This is a genomic window from Corynebacterium choanae (assembly GCF_003813965.1).
In the GTDB taxonomy this organism is placed as follows: domain Bacteria; phylum Actinomycetota; class Actinomycetes; order Mycobacteriales; family Mycobacteriaceae; genus Corynebacterium; species Corynebacterium choanae.
The window spans coordinates 43,111-69,375 of record NZ_CP033896.1 but is presented as its reverse complement, the minus strand read 5'-3'; the positions used below and the strand labels follow the sequence as shown (position 1 = coordinate 69,375).

The 26,265-nt window shown below is 56.9% G+C and carries 18 protein-coding genes; 10 read left to right on the top strand and 8 right to left on the bottom strand.

Annotation, left to right across the window (positions count from 1 at the left end; all coding sequences use genetic code 11):
- The first annotated feature begins 35 nt into the window (after positions 1-35).
- Positions 36-242, top strand: a complete 207-nt coding sequence (locus tag CCHOA_RS00260) for a heavy-metal-associated domain-containing protein (protein WP_123925621.1) — start codon at positions 36-38, stop codon at positions 240-242.
- A gap of 354 nt (positions 243-596) precedes the next feature.
- Entirely contained in the window at positions 597-2,999 is a 2,403-nt protein-coding gene (locus tag CCHOA_RS00255; protein WP_123925619.1) for a heavy metal translocating P-type ATPase, read from the top strand.
- A 241-nt stretch (positions 3,000-3,240) separates the two neighbouring features.
- Here the strand turns inward: CCHOA_RS00255 and dnaB are convergent, their stop codons facing one another.
- The 6 genes from dnaB to CCHOA_RS00225 form a co-directional block, all read right to left on the bottom strand.
- Positions 3,241-4,632, bottom strand: a complete 1,392-nt coding sequence (gene dnaB, locus CCHOA_RS00250; protein WP_123925617.1) for a replicative DNA helicase — start codon at positions 4,630-4,632, stop codon at positions 3,241-3,243.
- A gap of 1,482 nt (positions 4,633-6,114) precedes the next feature.
- Positions 6,115-6,576 (bottom strand): 50S ribosomal protein L9, encoded by a 462-nt coding sequence (gene rplI, locus CCHOA_RS00245; RefSeq protein WP_123925615.1) that lies wholly within the window; start codon positions 6,574-6,576, stop codon positions 6,115-6,117.
- 422 nt (positions 6,577-6,998) lie between these two features.
- Entirely contained in the window at positions 6,999-7,583 is a 585-nt protein-coding gene (locus CCHOA_RS00240; protein WP_123925613.1) for a single-stranded DNA-binding protein, read from the bottom strand.
- Between the two features lie 154 nt (positions 7,584-7,737).
- Positions 7,738-8,034 carry a 30S ribosomal protein S6 gene (gene rpsF / locus CCHOA_RS00235; protein ID WP_123930519.1) on the bottom strand — a complete coding sequence of 99 codons (297 nt, stop codon included), beginning with the start codon at positions 8,032-8,034 and terminating at the stop codon, positions 7,738-7,740.
- 440 nt (positions 8,035-8,474) lie between these two features.
- Positions 8,475-8,675: a hypothetical protein gene (locus tag CCHOA_RS00230; RefSeq protein WP_123925611.1), complete on the bottom strand. Its 201-nt coding sequence runs from the start codon at positions 8,673-8,675 to the stop codon at positions 8,475-8,477.
- Positions 8,676-9,073: 398 nt separating this feature from the next.
- A complete protein-coding gene (locus CCHOA_RS00225; RefSeq protein ID WP_245992145.1) occupies positions 9,074-11,284 on the bottom strand; it encodes a transglycosylase domain-containing protein in 2,211 nt (736 codons plus the stop codon).
- 936 nt (positions 11,285-12,220) lie between these two features.
- Between CCHOA_RS00225 and CCHOA_RS00220 the strand changes: the two genes are divergently transcribed.
- Positions 12,221-12,664 (top strand): MarR family winged helix-turn-helix transcriptional regulator, encoded by a 444-nt coding sequence (locus CCHOA_RS00220; protein WP_123930512.1) that lies wholly within the window; start codon positions 12,221-12,223, stop codon positions 12,662-12,664.
- A 380-nt stretch (positions 12,665-13,044) separates the two neighbouring features.
- Entirely contained in the window at positions 13,045-13,710 is a 666-nt protein-coding gene (locus CCHOA_RS10850; RefSeq protein ID WP_245992144.1) for a hypothetical protein, read from the top strand.
- 226 nt (positions 13,711-13,936) lie between these two features.
- Here CCHOA_RS10850 and CCHOA_RS00210 read toward each other — a convergent pair whose 3' ends face one another.
- Positions 13,937-15,514 (bottom strand): hypothetical protein, encoded by a 1,578-nt coding sequence (locus CCHOA_RS00210; RefSeq protein ID WP_123925609.1) that lies wholly within the window; start codon positions 15,512-15,514, stop codon positions 13,937-13,939.
- 473 nt (positions 15,515-15,987) lie between these two features.
- On the opposite strand from CCHOA_RS00210, the gene CCHOA_RS00205 reads away from it, so the two are divergent.
- The 5 genes from CCHOA_RS00205 (at position 15,988) to CCHOA_RS00185 (ending at position 22,088) form a co-directional block, all read left to right on the top strand.
- Complete coding sequence (locus CCHOA_RS00205) at positions 15,988-16,512, top strand: peptidylprolyl isomerase (protein ID WP_123925607.1); 525 nt, start codon at positions 15,988-15,990, stop codon at positions 16,510-16,512.
- A gap of 133 nt (positions 16,513-16,645) precedes the next feature.
- Positions 16,646-17,422, top strand: coding sequence for a rhomboid family intramembrane serine protease (locus tag CCHOA_RS00200; protein WP_123925605.1), 777 nt, complete (start codon positions 16,646-16,648; stop codon positions 17,420-17,422).
- 796 nt (positions 17,423-18,218) lie between these two features.
- Positions 18,219-19,265, top strand: a complete 1,047-nt coding sequence (locus CCHOA_RS00195; RefSeq protein ID WP_206425800.1) for an extracellular solute-binding protein — start codon at positions 18,219-18,221, stop codon at positions 19,263-19,265.
- Between the two features lie 393 nt (positions 19,266-19,658).
- The gene (locus tag CCHOA_RS00190; RefSeq protein ID WP_245992143.1) at positions 19,659-21,386 is read left to right on the top strand and encodes an ABC transporter permease; all 1,728 of its coding nucleotides are present in this window, start codon (positions 19,659-19,661) and stop codon (positions 21,384-21,386) included.
- Between the two features lie 42 nt (positions 21,387-21,428).
- Positions 21,429-22,088, top strand: coding sequence for an ABC transporter ATP-binding protein (locus CCHOA_RS00185; RefSeq protein WP_123925601.1), 660 nt, complete (start codon positions 21,429-21,431; stop codon positions 22,086-22,088).
- Between the two features lie 114 nt (positions 22,089-22,202).
- Here CCHOA_RS00185 and CCHOA_RS00180 read toward each other — a convergent pair whose 3' ends face one another.
- On the bottom strand, positions 22,203-25,046 hold the full coding sequence (locus CCHOA_RS00180; RefSeq protein ID WP_164472322.1) for an AMP-binding protein: 2,844 nt from the start codon (positions 25,044-25,046) through the stop codon (positions 22,203-22,205).
- A gap of 349 nt (positions 25,047-25,395) precedes the next feature.
- Between CCHOA_RS00180 and CCHOA_RS00175 the strand changes: the two genes are divergently transcribed.
- Complete coding sequence (locus CCHOA_RS00175) at positions 25,396-26,190, top strand: hypothetical protein (protein WP_123925597.1); 795 nt, start codon at positions 25,396-25,398, stop codon at positions 26,188-26,190.
- The last annotated feature ends 75 nt before the right edge of the window (positions 26,191-26,265 follow it).

Genomic DNA, 26,265 nt, shown 5'->3' with positions numbered 1-26,265 from the left:
AAGAACATCGCCGGATGCTCTACTATGCGTAAAGTATGAGTCTTGTATTTGATGTACCAGCTATGACCTGCCAACACTGTGTGGATTCAATCACCAGCGAAGTGAGCGCTGTCGATGGTGTGACCGGTGTGCAGGTTGATCTTGACACGAAGAAGGTCACCGTTGATGGTGACGGCCTGTCCACTGAACCGATTGTGGCAGCTATCGACGAAGCAGGATTTGACGCCACCGTCGCCTCCTAATCGACCGCCTCTGGATGTTGGTAAAGGCCACCAGCAGTAGCGGACGTGTTGCGCTCGCATGGTTTACCAAACACACTTTCCGATCTGTTGCGTCACCGATGGCATAAACCACCACCGTTGCGCGTTATGGCAACCAGTGACCTAGTACAACAAGTTGTGATTACCGCTTGCAGCGGGAGCGCAACTGTTCTCTCCCGGGGTTTCGCCGGGGTGTGCTGGGGCACTGGTTGTTGTTTTTTCGAAACGGTGCGCCGGCAGGATCAATTATCTCCCGGCATCTCACCTTGCGAACGGCAACGATCTACAGAAAAACTCTTTTCTTTCCCCAATCCATCGGGTGGTGTCCTTTTTCTGATGACGGATTCAACTGTTGCTACTGCCCCGGCCGAAATCGGTATCACCGGGATGACCTGCACGTCGTGTTCCTCCCGGATTCAACGAAAACTCAACAAACTCCCCGGGGTGGAGGCAAATGTCAACTTTGCGACCGAAACAGCGCAAGTGACTCTCGCCGGTGGGGAAACCACCGTTGGCGATGCTGTCGACACCATCACCAACATGGGTTACGGGGCGTTTGTGCTGTCCGGGGACAGTGACACCCCAACTGCTGCGCAATCATCTACCGGTGCCGCACAGGCGGGGGAAGATCCTCTCGCGCAGGCTCGTGCACAGCATGAACGCACGGTGCGCCAGCGTCTGATCGGCAGTGTGGTGCTTGGGCTGCCGGTGATGGTGTTGTCGATGATTCCTGCTTTGCAATTCGACAACTGGCAGTGGCTATGTTTCGCCCTTACCGGCCCGGTGTGGCTGTGGGGTGGATGGGATTTTCACCGGGCAGCGGTGAAAAATCTGCGCTCGTTTTCCTTCACCATGGACACGTTGGTGAGTGTGGGCACTACGGCGGCGTTCCTTTGGTCGATAGTGACCCTATTTTTTGGGGACGCTGGCCAACCCGGGATGCGGATGCAATTTCATCTCACGGCTTCGTCTCATCACGGCCCGCTGGGAGAGATTTACCTGGACACTGCAGCGATGGTGATCGTGTTCCTGCTGTTCGGCAAATATCTTGAGGCGAAAGCGAAACGTGCCTCCGCGTCTGCGGTGGAGGCGCTTGCCGGACTGCAGGCGAAAACAGCGACGGTGCTGCGTGATGGGCAAACTGTGACTGTGCCGGTTGAGCAGGTTGCGGTTGGGGCCGAGTTGCTTGTCCGCCCCGGCGAGTCGATTCCGTTGGATGGCACTGTGACAAGCGGCCATTCGGCGGTTGATAATGCACTGTTGACCGGCGAGTCTGTGCCGCAGGAAGTGACTGTTGGCGATCCGGTGACGGGCGGGGCAATCAACACCACTGGCCGGTTGACGATGCAAGTCACCCGGGTGGGGGAAGACACCACGTTGGCGGCGATCACCAAGCTGGTGACTACCGCTTTGGGGAAGAAGGCCAAGGTACAGCGGCTAGTCGATAAGATTGCCGGGATTTTCGTGCCGATCGTCTTGGTGGTTGCGGCTGTTACCTTGGGTGGCTGGCTGTTGACCGGCCATGATGCGGCTTCGGCGTTTGCGGCAGCTGTTGCAGTGTTGGTGATCGCCTGCCCGTGCGCGTTGGGGCTTGCCACTCCGACAGCACTCTTAGTTGGCACCGGCCGGGGCGCCGAACTCGGGATTCTTATTTCTAGTCCGCAGGCGATTGAACAGTCTGCAGCAATTGACACCATTGTGTTGGATAAAACTGGCACGATCACCACCGGCAATATGACGGTGGTACACATGGCAACCGCACCAGGTGTTTCGCAGCGGGCAGCCTTACGCCTCGCGCAAGCCCTCGAGCAGGCCAGTGAGCATCCGATTGCGCAGGCAATTGTTGCCGCTACGGTCGCCGATGACGACACCATGGACACTGCCGTGGTGCCTGACACGCATTCCCCCAATACTGCCACCGGACAGGATCCGCTCAGTTCGGCTGCGGTTACTTCGGTGCTTTCCGCAGTTGCCAACAGCAGTGAACCTTCGCTGACTGTTGACAATATTAGTGCCGAACCCGGGGTGGGTATTCGCGGCGATTTCCAAGGTAGTGCTGTGTCGATTACTGCCGCCGATAAAACCCTCCCCGATCCGCTCCAATCCACTGTGGAAGCCGCCTGGGAGCAGGGTGCCACCCCGGTGGTGTTGCGTATTGCTGACATCCCGGTGATGGTGCTGGTGGTCAACGATGTGCCGAAACCGTCAGCTCGTTCGTCGATTGCGGCGTTAACCGCTCAAGGGCTCACCCCGTTGATGGTGACCGGCGATAATCCTCATGCCGCCCATGCGATTGCGCAACAGGTCGGTATCCCCAGTAAGCAGGTGCATCCTGCGGTGAGCCCTACCGGGAAGGCGGAATTAGTCACCGAGTTGCAGGCGCAAGGTCGGAAGGTGGCTGTGGCCGGCGACGGGATCAATGATGCTGCAGCACTAGCAGCCGCCGATTTGGGTCTTGCGGTGGGTGCCGGCACCGATGTGGCAATCGCCGCTAGTGACATCACCATGATGAGTGATGATTTACACGATGCGGTCACTGCTATTGCGCTCGCCCGGCGCACCGTGAAAACTATCCGAACCAACCTGTTTTGGGCGTTTTTCTACAACGTGGCACTTATCCCGCTTGCCGCTTTAGGATTGATCAATCCGATGCTGGCCGGTGCCGCAATGGCACTGTCGTCAATCTTTGTGGTGACTAATTCGCTGCGGCTGAAAAGGTTTACCTTGCCAGAACGTTAGCCCGCACCGTTGTTCGGAGCGGTCTACTTGCGGGCATCCGGCCGACATCACTGAACAACTGTGCGGTGGAACACGCACCCATCATGGCGCCCAAATGATACTTCGTTAAGAGACGCCAAGGTGGGTGTTGTTTTTTGCTGCGGCCTGCCAACTTCCCCCGGCAAGCATGATTGCTTGCTGTGGTCTTGTGCAGCGTGAGTTGGCCGAACACCCGAAAGTTCTCAGCCACCTGTGTATCGGGCTAGGGTTCGCGGGCGACATCGACAAAACGGCTGTAGTGCAGCTGGTGGGCAACTTCAACGGTTCCGATCGGACCGCCACGGTGCTTCGCCAAAATAATGTCTGCCTCACCGGCGCGGGAGTCTTCCTTATCCTGCGAATCTGGACGGTACAGCAGCATCACCATGTCGGCATCCTGCTCCAGCGATCCAGATTCACGAAGGTCAGCAAGCTGTGGGCGTTTATCGGTACGGGATTCCGGGCCACGGTTCAGCTGTGAGATCGCCACCACCGGCACTTCCAGCTCTTTCGCCAGCAGTTTCATCTGGCGGGAAAATTCACTCACTTCCTGCTGCCGCGACTCAACTCGCTTCCCCGAGGACAGCAGCTGCATATAGTCCACTACCACCAGCGACAGTTGTTCTTTCTGTGCGAGTCGGCGGGCTTTCGCCCGAATGTCCATCATCGTCATCGATGGGGTGTCACAAATATAGATCGGCGCTTTTTCAATTTTGCCGATGGTGGTTGAAAGTTTCTCCCAGGCTTCCGAATCGAGTCGACCGGCACGCATATCAGTCAGTCGCACTTGTGCTTCCGCACTTAAAATACGCTGCACAATCTCGTTTTTGCTCATTTCCAAAGAGAACAGCACGGAGGCTTTCCCCTGTTTAATCGAGCAAGATCGCATGAAGTCCATTGCAAGCGTCGACTTACCCACACCTGGGCGAGCAGCCACAATAATCATCTGCCCGGCGGATAGTCCGTTGGTGATCTTGTCGAGGTCAGCAAACCCGGTGGCGATACCGTTGGCTTTTCCACCGGTTTGCGCCAATGCGACAAGTTCTTCCATCGTGGAATTCAGCAGGTCCGCTAGAACGTCATAGTCTTCTTTTTTGCCGCGGGTGCCGACCGCAAAGACTTCCTGCTGCGCAAGGTCGATCACGGTTTCCGCGTCGGTGCCTTCGATGCCCTCATAGCCCATTTGTACGACTTTGGTGCCGGCACCCACCAGTTGGCGGAGGAGGGCCTTTTCCTGCACGATTTTTGCGTAATACTGTGCATTCGCAGTGGTTGGTACCGCGTCAATGAGCGTGTGCAGATATGGGGCACCGCCGGCCTGCTCTAGCTGATTGTCCCGCTGCAGACGGTTGCTGACGATCACCGGATCAACTTCGATGTTCTCACTGAACAGCGCAATGATCGTGCGGAAAATGATTTGATGCTTGATCCGATAGAAGCTGTCTTCGGTGAGTTCCCCGATAACGTCGATAATGACGTCTTGGCTCAGCAGCATCGCCCCGAGGACACCTTTTTCAGCCTCATCATCGAAAGGCATCTGTCGTTCGAGGCGGGCTTCACTATAGGAGTCAGTTGCTTCAAACTCTCCGCGGTCATACGGCTGTGTCATCGCCATGAGACTCCTTTTCCTGTCGTGCTTTCCCAGTGGTCTAGCCAAGGCGTTACCGGCAGTGACGCGGCCAGAGATGTTGCGGAATATCCATCCGGCAGCGCCTGCGGGGCAAAAGATAACCCTACCGGATCTGACGAATCCGGCGTAGAGCTCCTCCTTCACGATCAGGGAGAAAGCCGTGTTCCCACTGCACGTACCTGTGAGCTGGTGGGTAAACCTTTGCACTGCGTTTGACGTTCATTACCCCCTGCCCGGTTCCCTTCGGCGTGTCACCACCACGGGCAGCCTGCAGTTCTCCCACGCACCATTGCGGGGCAGCGAACAGACGACCTGTGGTGTGCTCAACATGCACACAGCCACCAATTCACCACAACTATCCCACGAGTTATCCACAGGCTGTTGTGGAAAACGCTGTGGAGTGTTGTGGAAACCCTGTGGACAGTCAGCATTCACCGGGGTAAATGCGAATTTTCCCGTCACATCACCGCGGGCAAGATTCTATTCTTGCAGGTCAAGCAACATTAATCTCGGAGATGACTGGTCAGCCGACCGGCAACCTTCAAACGGTCAAGCACTCGTTCTACACCCGGTAAGGAGCATTGATTTGCGTATCGTTGAAAACACTTTCAACAGTAGTTATCCACAGGTTGCTGATAGTTGTCCACAGTGAGTTTTCCGGGGTGTTTCCCCGTTTATTGCGGTAAACAGAAGATGAACCTGTAAGGCAACTTCGCCGCTACTCAGCGATCGCTGGGACACCAATATGGCGTATTATTCACTGAACCAGACCCTTCCACTACCCCCGTTGCGGTGACCGTTTCCTGGTTCACATTTTGGCCATTTCGCAACCCGGTGCCAGGAATGTCACCGTCAGACCGACAAGTGCGGATACAGCAAAGCAGCACGCAAAGCCGGGGTGGCCAACACGGGTTAGACATATCCCCCAACCCCCGGCAGAAGATTTCTTCACACCACCAGATCAAGTCGATCATGATCCAAAATCCGGGTCTAGTCGCGCCAGCTTCGTTGCTGCACGGTCACTGGCATAAACAAAACCGGCATTGCGGCAACATTACCTAGGAGTCACCCTAGGAAACATTGGCGCAATGCCGGTGTGCAGATTGTTTCTAAAGAATCTTTTGCTGTTGTCGAAGCGAAAATTTTCTTTATCTGCGAAGAATAGCCAATTCAGGCATCCTCCGCGGTGGCATATCGTGGCGGGACGGTGCAGACCCACAACAATGCAAGTATCTGGATAGTTGTGCCGCAAACTACAGCGTCACCTGCAGCGTACACACCGCTTACCAGCCATGCTGGGTGTCAAACCAACACGGTATTTGTTGCGGTGCGATACCTGGCACAACATCGAGTATTGCGCGTTGTGTGGCCACCAGATCCAGCGTCACCTGGAACTAGCATCCCGACTGTTGTTACCCGAGCTGCAGCATCAACGTGATAGCTGCTTTTCGGGTGCTTCACAAAGCATTACTTTGCGTTGCTAGCAACAACCTCGAAGTTCACGACAGCTTCAATGTCGGAGGCGAGGACAACCGGTGCGGAGAACGAACCGGTGGTCTTCACATGACCCTTGTCCAGCTTGATCATGGAGGAGTCGACGGTCGGACCGTTAGCCTCGGCGATAGCCTTGGCAACATCGGAAGCCATGACAGAACCGAACAGCTTGCCCTTTTCAGAGGTCTTGACGGTGATGGAAACACCCTCAAGCGCATCGAGCTGCTCTTTCAGTTCACGAGCGTGGTCACGGTCACGAACCAGCTTGGACTGGCGTGCCCGAATGAGTTCTTCAGCGTGCTTCTGGGAGCCCTTGGTGGCTACAACAGCCAGGCCCCGCGGAAGCAGGTAGTTACGTCCGTAACCGGGCTTAACCTCAACGATGTCGCCTTCGACACCGAGGTTATCCACGGCAGCGGTGAGGATCAGCTTCATGATCCCTGCCTTTCGTTTAAGTTCCTGTGTGTGATGTGTTAAGAAAAATCGTGCCGCCGCTCACGCAATGCGCAAGTACACGCACCCGGTAGTTGATCCCACAGCACAGCCGTCTTCTCCACTACAGGTGAATCAGGAAGTGTGAAAACGCTGCTTTTAGGATGTTGAACATCCCAGTCAGCGACCACATTCCACTGTCCACGCTGGGAAAAGTGTTGCTTCGGCTGTACCGGCCACCGAGTTTGTACGAACAACGACTTGGGGTTCAACCGATCAGTTGGAAGCGTCTCAGACACCTTCGCTTTGCATCAGTTGAGCGCTGTTCGCACAGCGGACACGGTTTACCGTTTCAAGAAGGAGAGCTGCTATCAGCTGCCCTCACACATTGATGTTCGATTTTCGTCGTTTGGGTTACGGATGTGTTAGAACGGAGGCTCATCCATGGTGTTGTTGTAGCCACCAGCTTCTTGCGCATTAGCCCAAGGATCAGCTTCCGGCATATCGTTACGGTTTCCGCCACCTTGAGAAGGTTGCTTATTTCCGCCGTTATAGCCGCCGCCGTAATTGTTTTGCTGGTTGCCACCGTTGTATCCACCGGATTGGCCGCCGCCGTTATAACCCTGATTACCGCCGCCACCTTGGCTCGGATTGCGGTTAATGACCGCACTCGCATAGCGCAATGATGGTCCGACCTCGTCGACTTCCACTTCGTAGATTGTGCGACGGTCACCCTCGCGGGTTTCGTAGCTCCGCTGCTTTAACCGACCGCTGACAATCACGCGAACACCTTTATGCAAGGTTTCCGCGACATTTTCTGCGGCCTGGCGCCACACATTGCACGTCAAGTACAGCGTGTCCGCGTCCACCCAAGTATTCGTCTGGGAGTCATAGCGACGTGATGCCGAGGCAATCCGAAAATTCGCCACTGCAGCCCCACTTGGGGTGTAGCGAAGTTCTGGATCAGCGACAAGATTGCCAACCACGGTGATAGGAGTTTCTCCAGCCATTTGTGGTGCCTTCCTGTGTGCAACTGTTGAAGTCAAGAAACCGGAAACTCTGGCAAGAGCAGTGTGTAATCGGAACGATTACTGCTGTCTGTTGGGAGTTAGCGGGTTGGGATGACGGGCAGAGATGCTCGCCAACCCGAACGACGAGAACGACTTAGGCCTCGCGGCGGAGAACCTTCGTGCGCAGCACGCCGTCGTTGAGGTTGAGCAGACGATCAAGCTCCTGGACCGTTGCCGGTTCGCAGGTCAGATCGAGAACAGCGTAGATGCCGTCATCTTTCTTGTTGATCGGGTAGGCCAGCTTGCGCTTGCCCCAGATGTCAACCTTGTCGACTTTGCCGCCTTCTTTGCGGACGACGTCGAGGAACTTGTCCAGGGACGGGGCTACAGTGCGCTCGTCCTGGTTGGGGTCGAGAATGATCATGAGTTCGTAATGACGCACGGACCTCATCACCTCCTGTGGTCTAGTAATTGGAAAAATCGGCCGCGCTCGGTCTTCGGTAAGCGCGGCAGGAGGGTCGTTGCGTCAAGCAACCCCACCAATGTACACCACAAGTGGTGAAATGGGAATTCTTTTCCCACGTCAATGCACCCATCCCCGAAATCTGTCCCCCGCAGCAGGCAATCTGTATAGCCTGTCCGTTTCAGATACGAGGTGTGGGCCTGTTGTTGCCGCTCCGCAATGGGAACAGGTGTGGGCAACAATGCCTGATGTAGCAGCTTTGACTCTGCCCACCCCGAGAATGGTTCCCACCAGTGGTATTTCGACAGGAAAGCAAGGTCAACCCAGAAGTTGGCCGTCCTTATTGGGGCTGCGTCTTTGGTTGGCATTGGCCCCAGCCAGCATGCCAACTATGGCTATCGTCCTTGTTTTAGTGTTGGTGTACTCGCCTATTGGTAGGTCGACGGCACCGAGGCGAAGAACACGGCCAACGTGACTGGAATGACGGTGAGAAATACGATTGCCACACCGAAAAGTGTCCAGGTGACCTGCCGGGGTTTTTCGTAGTAGTAGCACAGAAACGAACCCATAAACAGGAAGAATCCAATCCCGATGCTGACGATGCCAAGCAGGGTGGTGAGGTTAACCATCTAAATCCTCCAGCGGTTGGGTAATGGGGCGGCAAGTAGCACTGTCAGTGTCGTGACAGGGCGAATCCACGGTTGTCTGCGGTGCCGCGGCAAGCGCCCCACCGGGGTACTGCCTGCTGCTGCGATGCCGCGGTTTGCGCAGGCGTGAACACTTCAGTGTAGTTCGCTCAACCGCAGCTGGTGGCAAGTCGGCGAATTGCTCTCGCCGGTGCCGTGGCTGGAAGTAGGACTTGCTTTGTGCATTCTTCACACCTGCCCCCACATGCAGTAACCGCATCAACATCTGTACCGCGGCACAGGTGTTGATGCGGTTGGTAAAAATTGGCTGCTGCTTTCCCCTTCGCAGCTAGGTAGTGTTCACCGCGCTAGTCGGCGATCCGCAACAATGAGGACTGCAACTATTCTGCCGGTACTTCCGCCGGTGGTGGCGGTGGTGCAAGCGGATTTGGAATGTTGACCCCGGGCAGGATCTCAATTTCTTGTGGCGCTTCGGGTACGGCAGGAACTGCTGGAGCAGGTGCAGGAACCGGGTCAGCTGGGGCTACCGGTTCTTCGGTTGGGGTTGCTTGTGCGGTCGAAGCGGTGCCGCCGTAGCCATTGTTGTAGTTATATCCCCAGTTGCCGGTGCCGTCACTATAGGCCGGTTTCGGACTGGAGTATCCCAACGGTTGAATCTCTGGGAAGGTTTCGATCGGTTCGCCTTCCAGTGCGCCGTCCATGGTCTGTTTCCAAATCGTGGCGGGCATGCCTGCGCCGTACATCAACCCACCCCAACTGTTGGTCAGTGGGGTATTTAATTCGGTTCCTACCCATACGGCTGTGGCCAACTGCGGGGTGGCACCAATCATCCAGGCGTCTTTGTTCGCTCCGGTGTCACCAAGCTGCACCGTTCCGGTTTTCGCCGCAGAGGGTCGTCCACCGGCCAGCACGTTTCCGTTCGACCAGGCGGCGATCGGCGCCATAGCGTACATCACCGAATTGGCGACATTCGCCGAGACTCGCCGCTGCCCCGGGGATGGGGTGTGCTCATAGACGACATTGCCGTCAGCATCAGTAATCCGTTGCACAAAATGCGGCTGATGCCACACCCCGGCATTCGCCAGGGTGCCAAGAGCAATCGCCATATCGAAAGGACGCGAATCGTACTGGCCAAGAATAATGCCCTCATACGGCTCGTTCTTGCCCGGTTCGGTTAGGGTTTGCGGGATCGACGGCAGCGACCGTGCCACGCCGAGGGCATGCGCCATGTCGGCGACATCTTTCGGACCGTTTTCGAGGGACTTCCCTAACCGCACAAACGAGGTGTTGAGCGACATTTTCAGCGCCTGCGCAATTGAGCACACACCGCAAGATTCACCATCAGAGTTCGTGATCGTAATCGACCCGGTGGTCACCGGTGCGGAAGAGAAGTATTGGGTCAGCGGAATACCCTGCTGCAAACCGGCTGCCAGACCAAAGATTTTAAACGTCGAACCGGTCGGGCGTGGACCGTCAGCAAAGTCCCAGCCTTCCGCATCCTGGCCGCCGTAGTAGCCCTTGACTGCACCGGTGCGAGGATCAATACTGACCACTGCTTGCCGAATCTGATCATCCCAGGTTGGCTTGTTGTTTTCGATGGCTGCAAGCACCGAGTTTTGCACCTTTGGATCGATCGTGGTGACGATGCGTAGCCCCTTTGTCTCCACTTCGGATTCGTCGATACCAAGGCGCGCAAGCTCTTTCACCACCTGGTTTTTAATCAACCCGTTGGTGCCTTCAGCTTCAACATATGGAGCATTTAACGCCGGGTCGGTGACTTCTGGATACACCATGGCGTCGCGTTCCGCCTGGGTGATCTCTCCCATTTTCACCATGCCGTCAACCACATAGTTCCAGCGGTCTTCGGCTTCTTCCCGGTTTACCCACGGATCCAGCTGGGAGGGGCGCTGAATACTCGCTGCAAGTACCGCCGATTCGGCGGGGGTGAGCTCACCGAGTGGCTTGTTGAAGAAGGCTTGCGCCGCCGCGGCCACACCATAAGAGTTGCGGCCAAAGTAGATGGTGTTGAGATATGCCTGCAGGATCTCGTCTTTGGTCCATTCGCGGGTCATCTTCGTGGAAACCACGAGTTCCCGCAGCTTCCGGCGGATGCTGTGTTCGTTGCCGACAACCGCAATCTTCACATATTGCTGGGTGATCGTCGATCCACCACCGGCAGCATCATTACCGGTGAGCTTCCCCAGCACGGCCCGGGTAAACCCGGAGATGGAAAACCCTGGGTTGGAGTAAAACTCGCGATCCTCGGCGGACATCACCGCCACTTGAAGGGAGTGGGGTATCTTGTCGAGGCTCACCGTTTCACGGTTGCCCTCCGGCGGGACGATGCGTGCCAATTCGGTTCTATCGTCAGCCGCATAGATTGTCGACACCTGTTTGGTGACGAGCTGTTCCGGCTCAGGCACATCGGTGACGATATAAGCTGCTGTGAACAGAATGATTGGCAGTGCCAACACCAGTGCCATCACTGCTGCAAAGGTGCCTAACGCGACCCGCCACTTGGAATGCTGCCGGTGGCGATTCCGGGCGCGCCGCCGCCGTGGGCTTTTTTCTTCTGGCGTTGAACTAGTCACTGTGAAACAACAGCCCCTCTAATGGACAAGCTTGCAGGAGATAATGCCGACACCTTGCTGGTGCTACCTATTGATAGTACGCAGAATGTGCGCATCCGTTGAGTGGCAGGGATTCCGCCCGATACGCACTGGTCAGTTCTGCCCGAAAAGACTACAGCAACCTGCAACAACTACCCAACCGTTACCGGTGTTTTGCAGTGACTGAACAGCATCACGAATCAGCCTGACTGATACAGCTGGGAGATCACCGGCCTGCCTTCTGCGGCCAGGTGCTGCCGTTCCTGCGAATGCAAACGCTGGTATCTGCAGTTCAGCGCATTGTTTGGCGAGTCAATTCCAATCGGCGGGTGGGGCAAGTAGGTGTGCTTCTTCCCGCGTCCAAACAATCTGGGAGCGTCCAGCGCTGGCGACGGTGTATCTGGTCAGCCACAGCGACCAGACACACCCCGGCAGGTTCGGATAATGAGGTCTGCACAGCCGCAATGGTTACCCCCGATCGCAATTACCCCCACATGGGCGGAAAAGTCACCGTGGGGGATTTTTCTTCGTCCGCTTATCCATGCCCGAACAGACACAATCAGCAGACCTGCTAAAAATAGCTAAGGGGTATATTCCTAATCGCCTCCCGGTAGCCCTAAACCCGGATTGCAATTGACTATTCTCCGGTTTCGCTAGCGACGAGCTGGCAGTTTTCTTATCGACTCTGTTCGTAGCGCCTTCCAGCAGCGTCCGCAATGACGGAGGAAGTTCTCCCCCGCCATGTCACCTTTTCAGCCGGGTGAGAAATACCTCATAGTTTCCCTGTGATGGTGTCACTATAGGAACATATTTGTGGGCAATTCGACGCAAATTCCTCCCCCTAGTGGAAGCAGTGCCCCGTGAGGTGGATAATGGTTAGGTTGCATCAACTACCAATACTGACGTTAGATGGATTGTATGACCGCCGACCCTCAGGATCTTGCCGCCAGGATCCGCCCAGCTTTGACGAAGTTGTACGTCACGTACTTCCGCATGGCTGAACAGTCTGATCTCACGGGTCCGCAGATCACCATCATGACCCGGCTACAAGAGCATGGTGCTTCCCGTATCTCGGAAGTAGCTCGGCAAGAGGGTATTCGTATGCCCACCGCGTCGAATGCTCTGCACCAGCTGGAGCACCGCGGTTTGATTGAACGTATCCGGGACACCTCAGATCGGCGTGGGGTTCGCGTGCAGCTAACGAAATTCGGCATCTCCGAACTGGCGCGTGTCGGCGAGGAACGTACCCGCTATCTCGCACAGCTGTTTTCTTACTGGGATCAAGACGAGCTCAACGAAGTCTCCGAGCTTGTTCCCTTGATTGAGACGCTTGCGGAACGCTATGGGATGGAAGCAACCTAAGGTTTGCATGCTGCTCACGTGCGGCATTTGTCTCAGGGTTTAGTGAAGTTCGAGTGAAGGTAATACGGCGTAAACGTCATTTCCTTCACTCGTTTTGTGATTTCCCCTTTCAACCTTCGCTCCGGTGGGGTCGACAGTGCTGCCTTGGGTGTGGCCGCTCCACCCAAGCAGGAAGCAGTTTCCTGCGTCGCATGGCGTTCGCCACTGATGTGGTCGCCCACTCTCACACACACGGGCAATCATGCCCCTCATCAAGGGTTGCTGATAGCAAAATCCTCCTGTCGCAAGTGGCAAGCCGACAGCGGCAGCACAACGGCTGGCATACAATGGCGACCAAGTCTGCTTTGTGTTTGTAAGTCCGCCCCAGATTGGATGTGCCCATGTCGACGTCACCGGCAGAGGATTCCCCGCAACCGCGGGATCCGCAGGATTCTTTTGGTTCGTCAGACATGCCTGCAGCTAATGGTTCACCAGCAGATGAAGAAACAGTGTTGCGACGTTTACGTGGCGGCGATCCGCGCGGGGACACGCCACCATCCCGCCCAGCGCCGCTCGGCGGCCATCTGCCACGGTGGACAGAGCAACGCAATCTGTCCCGGCCGGCTGATCCGACAATCCCCTTTGATCCGAAACTTGATCGACCAAAACGCAAACCCAGCCGCCTCGACTTGGAGGCAGACCCATTGCTGCGACTGGAAGATAATCGTCGATCGGTCAAGCACGCCATCATGTATGCGGCAATGATTCCGATCATTACGCTAGTTACCGGTGCGGTTATCGCTTTGCTGTCACGATCCCACGGCGGACCTATTTGCGATTCAGGCTATTCAACCTGGATTTGTACCCGTACAGATGAGTTGTTGTTCCCAATTTTGCCGGGGCTTATCTCATTTGGGGGCATGCTGGGGGCGGGTGCAATTACTTGGCGGCAGTGGGCGCAGGATCGGTATTGGCAGCCGTGGCTAGGAATCGTGTGGCTGCTCATCCCATTTTGTCTGCTGTGGGTAACCGGGGTGGGTGCAATGGCCATCGTCGGCCAGCACTAGTCGATTGTTGCACCGCGACCTGTTGTCGCCGGCCCAGCGTGCTTTTGGTGACAATTTTCCCTACTCAGCTAGAGGATCGGTGAGCCTGTGGGCAACCTGTAGGGGCTTCAAACCTTGAAAAAGCGGTTTCTTGGCCGACTGAAATACGGCAACGCCGCGGCCACCAGGATGTTCTGGTGGTCGCGGCGTTATGCGTTTCGCCTAGCCGGAAAAACCTTGCTAGGGATTATTTGTCATCGTCGAGCGCATGCTTTGGACGGCTCTGCGGATCAACGATTTTGTCGTCGGTCTTGGCGTCTACCCAGTCCCGCAGCAGGTCGTCGGTGGTGCCGCCTGCCTTGTTGTCTTTCTTTGGGGTAACTGGATCAACCTGAGCGTCGACAGCTTTTTTGGTAGCTGCGTACAGCGGAGTGGCGGTGGTTGCAGGCTTCTTAGTGGTGGTCTGCCGGCCAGTTTTCTTGCCACGCTGTGACTGCTGGTTGCCGGTTTTAGCAGCTGGTTTAGCTTCTTTTGCTTTATTAGCGACCTGGTTGGCTTTCTTGGAAGCTGTGGCCTTGACTTCGTCAGCCTTATCTTCGGCAGCGTCTTTGACGTCCTTCGCCTTGTCCTCAGCCTTCTCCTTCAGCTCACCAGCCTTATCAGCAGCCTGATCAGCCTTCTTCGACGCAGCAGCCTTGACTTCTTCAGCCTTGTCCTCGGCAGCGTCTTTGACGTCCTTCGCCTTGTCTTCAGCCTTCTCCTTCAGCTCACCAGCCTTATCAGCAGCCTGATCAGCCTTCTTCGACGCAGCAGCCTTCACCTCAGCAGCCTTGTCCTCGGCAGCGTCTTTGACGTCCTTCGCCTTGTCCTCAGCCTTCTCCTTCAGCTCACCAGCCTTATCAGCAGCCTGATCAGCCTTCTTCGACGCAGCAGCCTTCACCTCAGCGGCCTTATCTTCGGCAGTGTCTTTCAGGTCAGCGGCTTTCTCAGCTGCCTGATCGGCAACATCATCGGCCTTATCTTTCAGATCAGCAGCAGTGTCTTCTGCCTTGTCTTTCAGATCAGCTGCCTTGTCCGCGGCCTGGTCTTTCAACTCGTCGGCTTTGTCGGCAACATCAGCTGCAAGATCCTGAGCCTTGTCTTTGGCGTCAGCGTAGCGATCAGCAAGTTCGTCGGTGAGTTCGGCGGCTTTTGCTTTCGCCTCATCGGCGACCGCAGAAACTTTGTCGGCTGCTGCAGCGGCTGCAGTTTTCACCTGATCAACAACGTCACTGCTGGTGGTGTGAGCGGCCGGGCGAGCAGCAGCACCGGACGGTGCGGCAAAGCCGTGCTGGTCTTCCACCCGTGGTGGGTTGGTTGGCACGGTGTTGGCTTCCTTCTTGGTTACCCACCAGTAGGCGGTAACACCAAGGCCGAGGAAGGCAACGACCCAAGAGATAAAGGTAAATAGGCCGTTGGTTTTGCTGCTATTCCGCTTCGCCAAGGCTTTCTCGGCGCGGGCACGCGCCTTCTTTGCTTTCTTGGTGGCCTTCTTATCCAGGGCTTTCGCTGTTGCTACAGAAGTAGCAGCGGTTTTCGCAGCTTGCTTCTTTGCCCTGCGGGACTGGTGAGCAGCCTGCCGAGACAGTGCTTTGCCCTGTTTATGGGCATCGGCCGCGAAGTCTTGCGCGTCGTCAGAGAGTTGCTCCCCTGCGGAAACAGCGTGCTTCTTCAGCTGTTCAATTTCGTCGTAGAATTCGCTAGCTTTTTGTTCTTTGGTGTCTTTGAGGGCGCCATAAGCCTTCTTACCCAGGCTAAGGGCGAGTTTGATGGTTGAGGGATTCAACGTTGATTGCTCCTGCGTTGTTGTCCAAAGCTGTGCGGCACAAGCTGGTGTCAGCGGATGTACGGCGCAGCATGGCCATTCAATAGTCACGCGCCTTTTGTGAGGCGTCCTGCAGTTGCGCGTGCGAAACCGACGCAGGACGCGTTGTCTCAAACAATAACCGACAACCTGTAGTCCTGCCACTGCAACATATGTCATCGCTATCTATTTGAGCAGCTCGAATGGGAAATCATCATCCCTTTGGTATCAGTTTGTTACGTTCCCGAGATTGCTCCTACGGCCTGCGACTCAAATTTTCTACAGCCTGGTATTCCCGCTGATCGGGGCTAGTGATCAGCAGCAGGCTCCCCTGGAGCAGACAACAGTTGCCACACCTGCCGCTGGCTTACCCCGGTTGGTGGTGGGGTTGTGGCAGCGCTGACCAAGGTGGCCGTAACTAACACTGGCAGGAGTTTTCGGTTAGCATGGCGGGTATGACTTCCAAGACCGCAACCGCGATTCTGCACACTAACCGTGGCGATATCGCGATCGACCTGTTTGGTAACCATGCACCGGCGACGGTGGCAAACTTTGTTGGCCTCGCACAGGGCACTCGGGAATATCATGCCCCGAATGCGAAGGGTGACATGGAAGGCCCGTTCTATGACGGTGTCATTTTCCACCGGGTAATTGATGGCTTCATGATTCAGGGTGGCGACCCGCTGGGTAAGGGCTTTGGCGGCCCCGGCTACCAGTTTGATGACGAGTTCCACCCGGAACTGTCGTTTGATCGTCCGTACCTGTTGGCCATGGCGAACGCTGGTGCAAACACCAATGGTTCCCAGTTCTTCATCACGGTGGCACCAACCCCGCACCTGAACAACCGGCACACTATTTTCGGTGAAGTCACCGATGCTGCCTCCCAGCAGGTGGTTGACGCTATCGCCACGACCCCGACCGATCGGATGGATCGTCCGCTGGAGCCGGTCGTGATTGAATCGGTAGAGATCACCGAATAATTTTCGCGAAGCGTAAATCTTCGCTCAATCCTGACACCCCGCCGGGGCGCGACGTGCGTCAACCGGCGGGGTGTCTGTGCATTGTGTTCGCTACTGTTTTCTCTTGTAGTGCGAGCAACCGGTAAGTGTACAAATGGAAAAGAACCCCGGGCAGGTGTATTTCCGTAAGTCACCGATGGTGCGGTTGCGGAAAGCCGCGGGTGTGGTGATTTTTTCTTCTTCGTCGCTGGAAGGACATTGGTGTTTTATGGAACAGTCCACGTTGCGTCGCCTCTATCGGCAGGCGCCCGCGAGCAGTGTGTTGGCCGGCCTGTGTGTGCTGGTTTATCTGGTCACGGCGTTAGAGTCACGCTCGCTTGTGTCGAATCTGCGCAGTAGCTGGATTGCTGATCGTTGGATTCTTTTTCTCCCTGACATGATCGGCCATCCTGTCGGGATCGGCCGGGTAGTCGGCTATGCGCTGCTGCACAATGGCCCTTCTCATCTATTGATGAATGTATTGATGCTGTATTTATTTGGCCGTGAATTAGAGCGGTTTACCGGCCGCTGGATGCTGGCGGCAATGTTTCTTATGGGTGCGGTGGGTTCTGCGGCGGTGATTGTGTGGGAAAACCCGTTGTCGGCAACTGTTGGCGCATCCGGGGCGCTATATGCGTTTATGGCGATTGCGGTGGGAATGTCACTGCGGGCTCGTGCTGAGATCAAACCGCTGGTGGTGCTGATTGTTCTTAACTTGGGGTTTACACTGCTCGTGCCGGGAATATCGCTTTTTGGCCATCTTGGCGGGTTGGCGTTTGGTGCGGTGCTAGGGGCGGCGATTGCGTTCGGGGCTAGTTGGAAAACCACCTGGTTGGTGATCTTGGGCGAGACCGCTATTGCGGTTGGCTTGGTTGTAGTGGCCATGCTGTAACCCGCTGCGGGTTTGCTGCTTGCCGGGAGGAAGCACTCGGCAAAAGGTGGGGTCTAGCAGCGTGTCGGGCTTCCCCGAGGTGGCCATCCGGGTTGTCACCAGGTGTTGGCTAGCTGCCGCGGTTGCCGCACCGAGGGGGCTTGGATTAGGGCGGGTGCTGTTTCTTTTCGGGGTGCCCGCATTGGCGTGGGGTGCCGCTGTGGTGGGGTTAGCGGGGTGCTGTGAGGAATGTTCGGTGGGGTGCGGAGCAAAGTTTTCCACCGATATTCCACAGATCTTGGGGAGTTATCAACAATTTTCCACGGCCGTTAGCGAAGTTATCCACAGGATGAGGTTTTCCACAACCGGTTGTGGAAACTGTGGATAGTTACAGGCGTGTAAGTCACTGGAGTGAGGATGAGTCAGTGGCAAAAAATGCGCTGATATGCAGGATTTCTGGACAAGTGTTCGGATAAACATAAGTTTCCACAGGCCTGGGTATAACCTCTTCCACAGGGCGGGGATGGGGGCACGCCATGCGGTGAACTGTGCCCGATTTTCCGTGGAACCCTGTGAATAAAGTAACGGATGTGACTGATGTGACTGTGGAGAGTCCCCGCCGGGGCATGCAGCGTGTTTTCTTTTCTGGAAACCCACAGCAACTTGTGATGACTATCACGCGATGATGCAAGGTTTGCCTAAGTTGGGTAGGCTGTGCAAAGTTCATCGGATGGCGATATGGCAGGACTTGTTGTGGTTACTGCTATGCCCACTACCGGTGTTGCAATCCATCCACATCCAACTGTTAGGAGTGCGCGTGCGCCGACTTCTTGCCACCGCTGCCGCTAGTTGCCTTGCTCTCGGACTGGTCGCTTGTTCCAGCGACGCTGCCGATACCGCCGAAGACGCTGTCACCTTCAGCGACGGCGACAATGTCGTGAACCTTTACACCAGCCGTCACTATGACGTCGACAAAGAGCTCTACGAAATGTTCCGGGAGAAGACCGGTCTTGAACTCAATGTTGTCGAGGGTAAATCCGACGAACTCATCGAGCGCATCAACCGGGAAAAGGCAGCACCTGCGGCTGACCTGCTGCTCACTGTCGGCGCCGAGTCGATCGCACAGCTGAAAAACAACGACCTCATCGAGGAAACTACCTCCCCGACCCTCGAGTCGAGCATCGATCCGAAGTATCGCGGCGACGACTGGGTGGGGTTGATGGCTCGTGCCCGCGTCCTGGCGTATAACAAGGACACGGTTGATCCGGCAACCTTGACGACCTACGAGTCGATCACTGCCCCAGAGTTCAAGGGTAAAGTCCTTGCCCGCTCCTCTTCCTCGTCCTACAACCAGGCACTGCTCGCCTCCTTTATTGACCTGTGGGGTGAAGAGAAAGCCACTGAATGGGCACAAGGCGTTGTGGACAACTTTGCCCGGGAGCCGAAAGGCAACGACATCGACCAGGCTAAGGCTGTTGCCGCCGGCGAAGGTGATGTTGCCATCATGAACTCCTACTATTGGGCACGGCTGGCGAACTCTTCCGATCCGGAAGACGCCAAAGTCACCGAAAAAGTTGGACTTGTCTTCCCGGAAAACACCCACATGAACCTGTCCTATGGGGCACTGCTCAAGGGCGCCAAGCACAAGGAAAACGCCATCAAATTCCTCGAATTTATGGCCTCCCCTGAAGTACAGGAAAAGATTGCTAAGGAAAACGGCGAATTCCCACTGAATCCGCAGGTTACCCTCCCTGAGCCGCAGGCTTCCTGGGGCAAGTTCACCACCCAAGACTTGGACTTCGCCACCTTCGGCAACAACAAGCCGGAAGCCACCATCATCTTCGACAAGGTTGGCTGGAAGTAACCGTTCATCGGCCAGTGCGGCATCCCCGCACCACAGTCAACGTTATCAACACAGCTCAATGCCGGGAAATACCGCCGTGGAAACGCTCCATCCAGGTACTTCCCGGCATTTTGTGCACTCACAAAGGCCTGTCCATCATCCATCGATGAGACACAGCGGGGCGCACCCGCCTCACTTGGGGCCGGTCATTATTGCCTCGTTCCTGCCGGTTTTTCCGCGCCACCCGCAGACACCACCTCCTCCAGCGAGTAGTATTTAGGGTCGGCTATACAAACCTTGTCGCCGTCAAGGGTGCAGCACCGGTTAGATCATCCGGCCACAACTGCAGTTCGCAGCGACGGCACGCTGAGTTGTCGCTTCCCATCCACAGCCGAAGAAACCAGGTGAAAATCTGTGGCATCACGTTCCAAAGCCCAAATGCCGTGGCTTATTGCCAGCATCGTGATCGTGCTCGCCATGATGCTGCCGCTGATCGGGATCCTCACCGGGATTCTCACCCCAGTCAACGACACCTGGCGACACATTCAACACTATTTGCTGGCCGACTATATTCGACAAACCGCCATACTGCTGGTCGGTTCGCTCAGCGCAGGAATTATCATCGCCTCCCTGCTGGCCTGGTTTGTGACCGCCTACGAATTTCCCGGCCGCAAATTCCTCTCCTTCGCGCTGGTGCTTCCCTTAGCGATCCCGCCATATATTGCCGGCTACACCTATGTGTCGATGACTGGCTACACCGGTCCGTTGCAGGTGTTTCTGCGCGACCATCTGGGTATTACCCTGCCCCCCGGATTCCTTGACCTACAGAACATGGGTGGTGCCATCGCTATCTTCACCCTGTTCCTTTACCCCTATATTTATTTAGTGGTTCGCGCCTTCCTCGACCGGCAAGCTGGACAACTCCTCGAGGCTGCCCGGGTCCTTGGCGCCAGCAAAACCACCGCCTATCTGCAAGTCATCGCCCCCCTCACCCGGAACGCGGTGGTCGCCGGGGCAACGCTGATGGCCTTTGAAGTGCTCTCCGACTATGGGGTGGTGTCCTATTTCGGGCTGCAAGTTTTCACCACCGCCATTTTCAAAGCCTGGCTTGGGCTCACCGACATGGCAGCCGCCCTGAAACTTGCCGCAATCCTACTGGTCGTCGTCACCCTAGTATCCGTTGGGGAAAAAGCACTCCGCGGCGGAGCCTCCTACGCCTACGCCTCCCCGCGGGTTACCCCGCTGCGGCGCAGCCGCCCCCACGGCGTCGGCAAAATCCTCATCCCCGGGTTTTGCTGGCTTATCTTCGCTGTGTCGCTCATCATCCCAGTCGCCCAAATGCTGTGGTGGGCGGTGCTATCACTGGACAATATTCGCCTCACCGGGATTTGGACAGCGGTAGCGAACTCGGTTATCGTCGCCGGCTGCGGGGCACTGGTGGCCACCATCTGTGCGATGATTGTCGCCCAACATCAACGCCTATGGCCATCCCGGCTCGCCCGCCTTCTCGCCCGCATCACCGTGATGGGATATTCAGTCCCCTCCACCGTGATTGCCTTATCGATTGTCTCCCTTCTGGTGTGGATCAGCACCACCTTCGGGGCGCCACTGACCCTCACCCCGGCAGTGATCGTCCTCGCCTATGTGATCCGCTATCTTGCAGTGTCGATGCAGTCAATCGAATCAGGCTGTGAACGCATCGGCATCCGCTACCATGAAGCCGCCCGCACCAGCGGCGACACGCCCGCCCAGGCGTTATGGCGAGTGGATTTACCGATGATGCGATCAGCAACCATCGGCGCATTCCTGCTGGCGTTTATCGACATGGTGAAAGAACTGCCCATTGTGCTTATCGTGCGGCCGTTTAACTTCGCCACCTTGTCGACCACCGTGTTCCAATACGCCAACGATGAACAGATCCCCGAATCGGCACTGCCATCACTGATGATTATCGCGCTGGCATGTATCCCAGTAGCGCTGCTAGTGGCCCGGGAAACCACCACCGGTGACCAGCAGCCGCCGACAGCCAATACAGGATCCCCCCTCAGCAGTACATCCGCCGATGCAGTGCCCAGCGGCAGCAGCAATGCGCTGCCGCCTTTTGCACAGCACCACGGATCACCGCCGACGCACAGCAGCTAGCAGCACACTGCCCAATCACTCAACCATCCAAAGGAGCACACGGTGACCGATATTGTTGTATCAGGGATCACCTTCGCCTATCCGGGGTCGACTAGCCCCCAACTGGCCGGGTTTTCCCTTACCGCACCAGCCGGGCAATGCACCGCCCTGTTAGGTCCTTCCGGCTGCGCTAAAACCACCGTGCTGCGGCTGATCGCCGGATTGGAACGCCCCCAACAGGGAAGCATCACCATCGGTGGCACCACCATGGTTGACGAACATCATTTCATCGCCCCAGAACGGCGGAAAGTCGGTTTTATCTTCCAAGACTATGCCCTGTTCCCGCATATGACTGTGGCCGCCAATGTTGGCTATGGGCTGCGGAAAGTCAACAAGCGAACCAAACAGGTTGTCGTTCGTGACACGCTGGAACTCGTCGGACTCGCCGGCATGGATGACCGCTATCCGCATCAACTCTCCGGGGGGCAACAGCAGCGTGTCGCCCTGGCGCGGGCGCTTGCACCCGCCCCCGATGTGCTGCTTTTCGACGAACCATTTTCCAATCTGGATGCTGATCTGCGGGCCCAAGTCCGTGCCGATATTCGCTCCCTCATCGAGGATGCCGGTGTCACAGCGATGCTCGTCACCCACGACATGGCTGATGCGGAAGTACTCGCCGACACCACCATCACGATGCATCCACCAGCAGCCACCAACTCCTAGCGGCACCTGGAACTTCACCGCCGCCAAGCGGAATCTGCAACGTCCCTGCCGCCACCACCTATCCGCCGGTGTTGGCAGCTTACCGGTGGTTAGGTAGTGGCGGGCTGCTGGGGGTTAGGTAGTGGTGGGCTGCCGGGTAGCGTTTCCTGTCTTGCCCTTGAACACGCGAGTTATCGCATCCACAAGATGCCGCACCCCGATCCCGAGCAGGATTGAGCCGACAATGCGCAGTGTGTCACTGCCGGTGAAATTAAACACGGTGAACTGCAGCAGATAGATATACAGGCTGGCGCTGGCGATTGCCGCAACCGGGCGAAGCAGCAGCTGCGGAATACGAACTTGCGGCAGCCACAGCAACGCCGCCACCACCGCCGCCACATAGGTGTGCTGATGGTCGAAGAAGAAAAAACCGGAGCCGCCGACAGCAAACAAACCCACCACTATCGCCTGCTGCCATCGCTGCTGGGCGTGCAGAATCGTCACCCCCAGGGTTACCAGCCACGCCACCGCCCACGGTGCGGTGTGATGATGCGGTAACAACCACCACCATCCGAGATACCGCAGCCCAACAGCCCCAGCAGTAGCAGCAGCGCTCACCAAAAATGGTTGCCGCGCATACAAGGCATAGATTCCCCGGTGGGCGAGCAGCAGCACGAGCACCAACAGCACGGTGCAATAGGATTCGATAAACCACAACGACCCGTTGCCGTTATCGCGATGCCACAACCAGTCGATGAGGAAAATATTTGCCACACTGTACTGGTTTGCAAACCACCAGCCAAAGATTGCGATCACCGCAGTAGGGATCGCAACCTGCGCCAGTGTCCTTCCCACAGTGTGCAGCCGCATGCTGGCCGACGGTATGGAAAACGCAAACAGTGCCGCACTGAAACCGGCAACTACTAACAGACTGTGCGCCCCACCCATCAAATGCAGCACCCGCGTATGGGTCGCCACAATAGTGATCGCCGCAATTGCCCGAATCAGCAGCGACACATCCACCGGAATTGATGCCCAGGGCGATGATGAGCCACTCTTGGCGGCCGGGATACCAGACAGTCGCCGCCAGCCCCGGCGCGCCGCACTCGACTGTGCCGCCGCCTGCTGGGGGATCACCTGGTGTGCAGTGATCCCGCGGCGGCTTGTCGTTTGCTGCGATGTATCCGGTGTGCCGTGTGCTGTGGTGATTGCTTGCCGGTAGTCGGCTAGGGTCATGCCGTGGATGGTGGCGAGCAGTTCATCGATGGGGGTTTGTGCCCAGCGGCGGGGTAACGGTCCAAGATGTTGTGCCAGTTGGGCAAAACAGGTGACTTGGGACAGGGAGGTGCCCCCGTTGTGGACAAATGATTGGCGAGGGTCGATGACGCCACGGCCGACAGCGGTGCCGATCACTGCACAGACTGTGGCGAGTTCAGCTGCTAATTGGTCGGGATGGTTTGCTGTTGCAGACTGTTGCGGGGTGGCAATTGCTGTGGGTTGTGCGGATGGTTGCCGCTCAAGGTACTGGTTGGCGGTGTGTTGGAGTTGGCGACGATCAATTTTGCCGTTTGGTAGCAGTGGGAATGCGGGTATCCATGCGGCCATGATTTGGGCGGCACTCAGCGAGGTGAGTTCGCCAACAAGTTGCACAATGGTGTCGGCAGCCAGGGTGGTGGTGGAGGTTTGTGCACTGGCCAGCACTACGAGGCCACGGTCGTCGCCGAATATGTGGGCGGTGACGCCATGTTCGGCAAGCATTGCTGCTATAGGTTCGGCGGCTATCCGTAGACCGGCGATTTTGAAGAAGTCATCCCGGCGGCCGGCTAACACCACAAATCCGTGCTCGTCAAGATAGCCACGATCACCGGTGTGCAGGGTGTCCAACATCGGCCCTAGGGCGAGTTCTTCCCCGGTGAGGGCGTAGCCCATCATCACATTGGGTCCGCTGTAGACAAGCTCCCCGATGCCGTCACTATCCGGGTTTTCGATCCGGAATTTCCCGCTGCCGACGGGAAGTCCGGCAGCTTGCGGTGCGGTGAGTGCTGCCGATTGGGGCATGATAGCCATGCGTGCGGTGGCTTCGGTTTGCCCATACATGGGGCGAAAATCGATGTGTTGGGCGGCGGCGCGTTGCGCCCACAAGGTGACTTTTGGGGTGCTTAATTTGCCGCCGGCCTGGCAGATCAGCCGCAAAGGGCTCATCTGTTCAGTCCAGCCGCCGGTGGCTTCCACCAGGTCAAGCATGTGGGGCACGACAGCGAAGGTGGTGACGGCATACTGTTGGACGAGATCAACCAGCAGATGATCCCCCATGCTGACTTGGCTGACCACTACCGAACCACCCACATAGAGATGTGTGTGCAGCACGCTGAGCCCGAAACAGTAGTGCAGCGGTAGGGCGGTGATTGCCCGGTCGGTGGGGCGAAGGTTAAGCCCGTCAACAATGTCGCGGGTGTTTGCGGCAACATTCGCCGTGGAAAGGCGAACCAGTTTTTTCGCCCCAGTCGACCCGGAGGTCGACAGCAGTAAGGCGGTTGCCGGATGCACAGCAGCCGGCAGGGTAGCTACCGGCTGTGGGATGGTGGCAGTGTGTTCCGGCAGCGGTGTTGCGGTGCCGGCCGATAATGTATCTGACCAGTGCAGTGTGCCGGAGTCGTCGATGACTGCTGCGGGCACGAATTGGGTCACAATCCCGGCATAGTGGATGGGGTCTGGGGCGGTGATGAGTACCGCTATCCCTAATGCGCGTAGTGCATAGTAGCTGATGATGTGATCGATGGTGATCCGAAACGGCAGATGCACCATGCCTTGCGCCGGGGACAAACCAGCTTCCTGCCACATGGTTGCCTGCTGATAGATGCGATCCCGAAGTTCACTGTGGCTCAGACTATTGCCGGCATCGTCAAGGAGTGCCGGGCGGGTTCCTGCCGCTGGATCGACTGGTGGCAGCAAACCGCCAGCGCTGAGATCAATAGACAAACCCTTATCCTCCAGAGCCTGACGAGCAAGTGGGGTGGTTGGTTGGGCACTTGTCGTCCGGGTGCGTGTGGTGCACCAATCTGCATATCAGGCGCGTGGTGTCGCGCAGTTGTGGTTATTCTTCTGCGGTACTAACTGCCCGTAATGATGAAGAAAAAGGGTGAGCAGTGAATCGTGCAGCATGCAACATGCAAAAGATAGCGTAGCCTTACTGTATTCTGTTGAAAAGTCACTGTCTCCTTTGTGGGGGATCACAGCGGGCGGTGTCGCTGATGTGGTGCACACATCGCGCGTTCGCGGTTCTGTAGAGTAAGCGCAATCTTTAACATTTTCATCGCTAGGAAGCTCGATGCTGCCGCTGTCTGCTACTTCTCCTGCCACTATTTGGTTGACCACGGTGACACTTTCGGCAGCACATATTGCGCTGGCAACGCTGGTCAACAGCGAAGAACACCGCTATGTGCAAAGTCTTGGCGGCACAGCGGCCAGCGGCCGGGCACTACTAGGTCGTGTATTGGTGCGACTGCTCGCCGGGAAGCTGTGCGACGAGGATCCACAACAGGTAGCGGTTGACCGCCGCTGCCCCAGCTGTGCCCAGCCACATGGGGCGCCACAGCTGGCGGGAATATCAGTAACAGCCACCGCCTGCCACGAGATTGTTGCGGTTGCGATGAGCAACCAGCCGATAGGGATCGATAGTGTGTTGCCGCAAGCATTCCCCACCCCCACAGCAGCACACCAGTGGGCACTGTTTGAAACCATGGTGAAACTACAACAACAGCCTGATCCGCTGCTGGAACAGTGGCGTGCACAAGTAGCGGCCGCCGGTCTTACCGCGGCGTTGCCACGGCTGCCGGCATCAACACATAGCCCCCATGTGGCAAGTGCGCTTATCGACAGTCGAAGCCTGGTCACCAGTCAGCACCCATATGCGGTGCTGCTCTCAACCGACTGGCCGCCACAGACCCCGCCGCCGGTGGTCTATCACCTACCAGGGGAACACCTGATAGCGGCAGGATTCAGTGCCGACATGAAGCAATATGTGGGTGCTGCAGCGTTTCTGCACAAGGCGGCGTGTATCCCCCACACACCGGTGCAAGTGTGCTGGCAGCCGCCATCACACTATTGGGACGGTGCGGTGTAGCACCATACCGGAAACCGTTCCACAACAAGCCTGCGTCGATAATTGCTTACTGGCGCAAACCGGGGGCTATTTGGC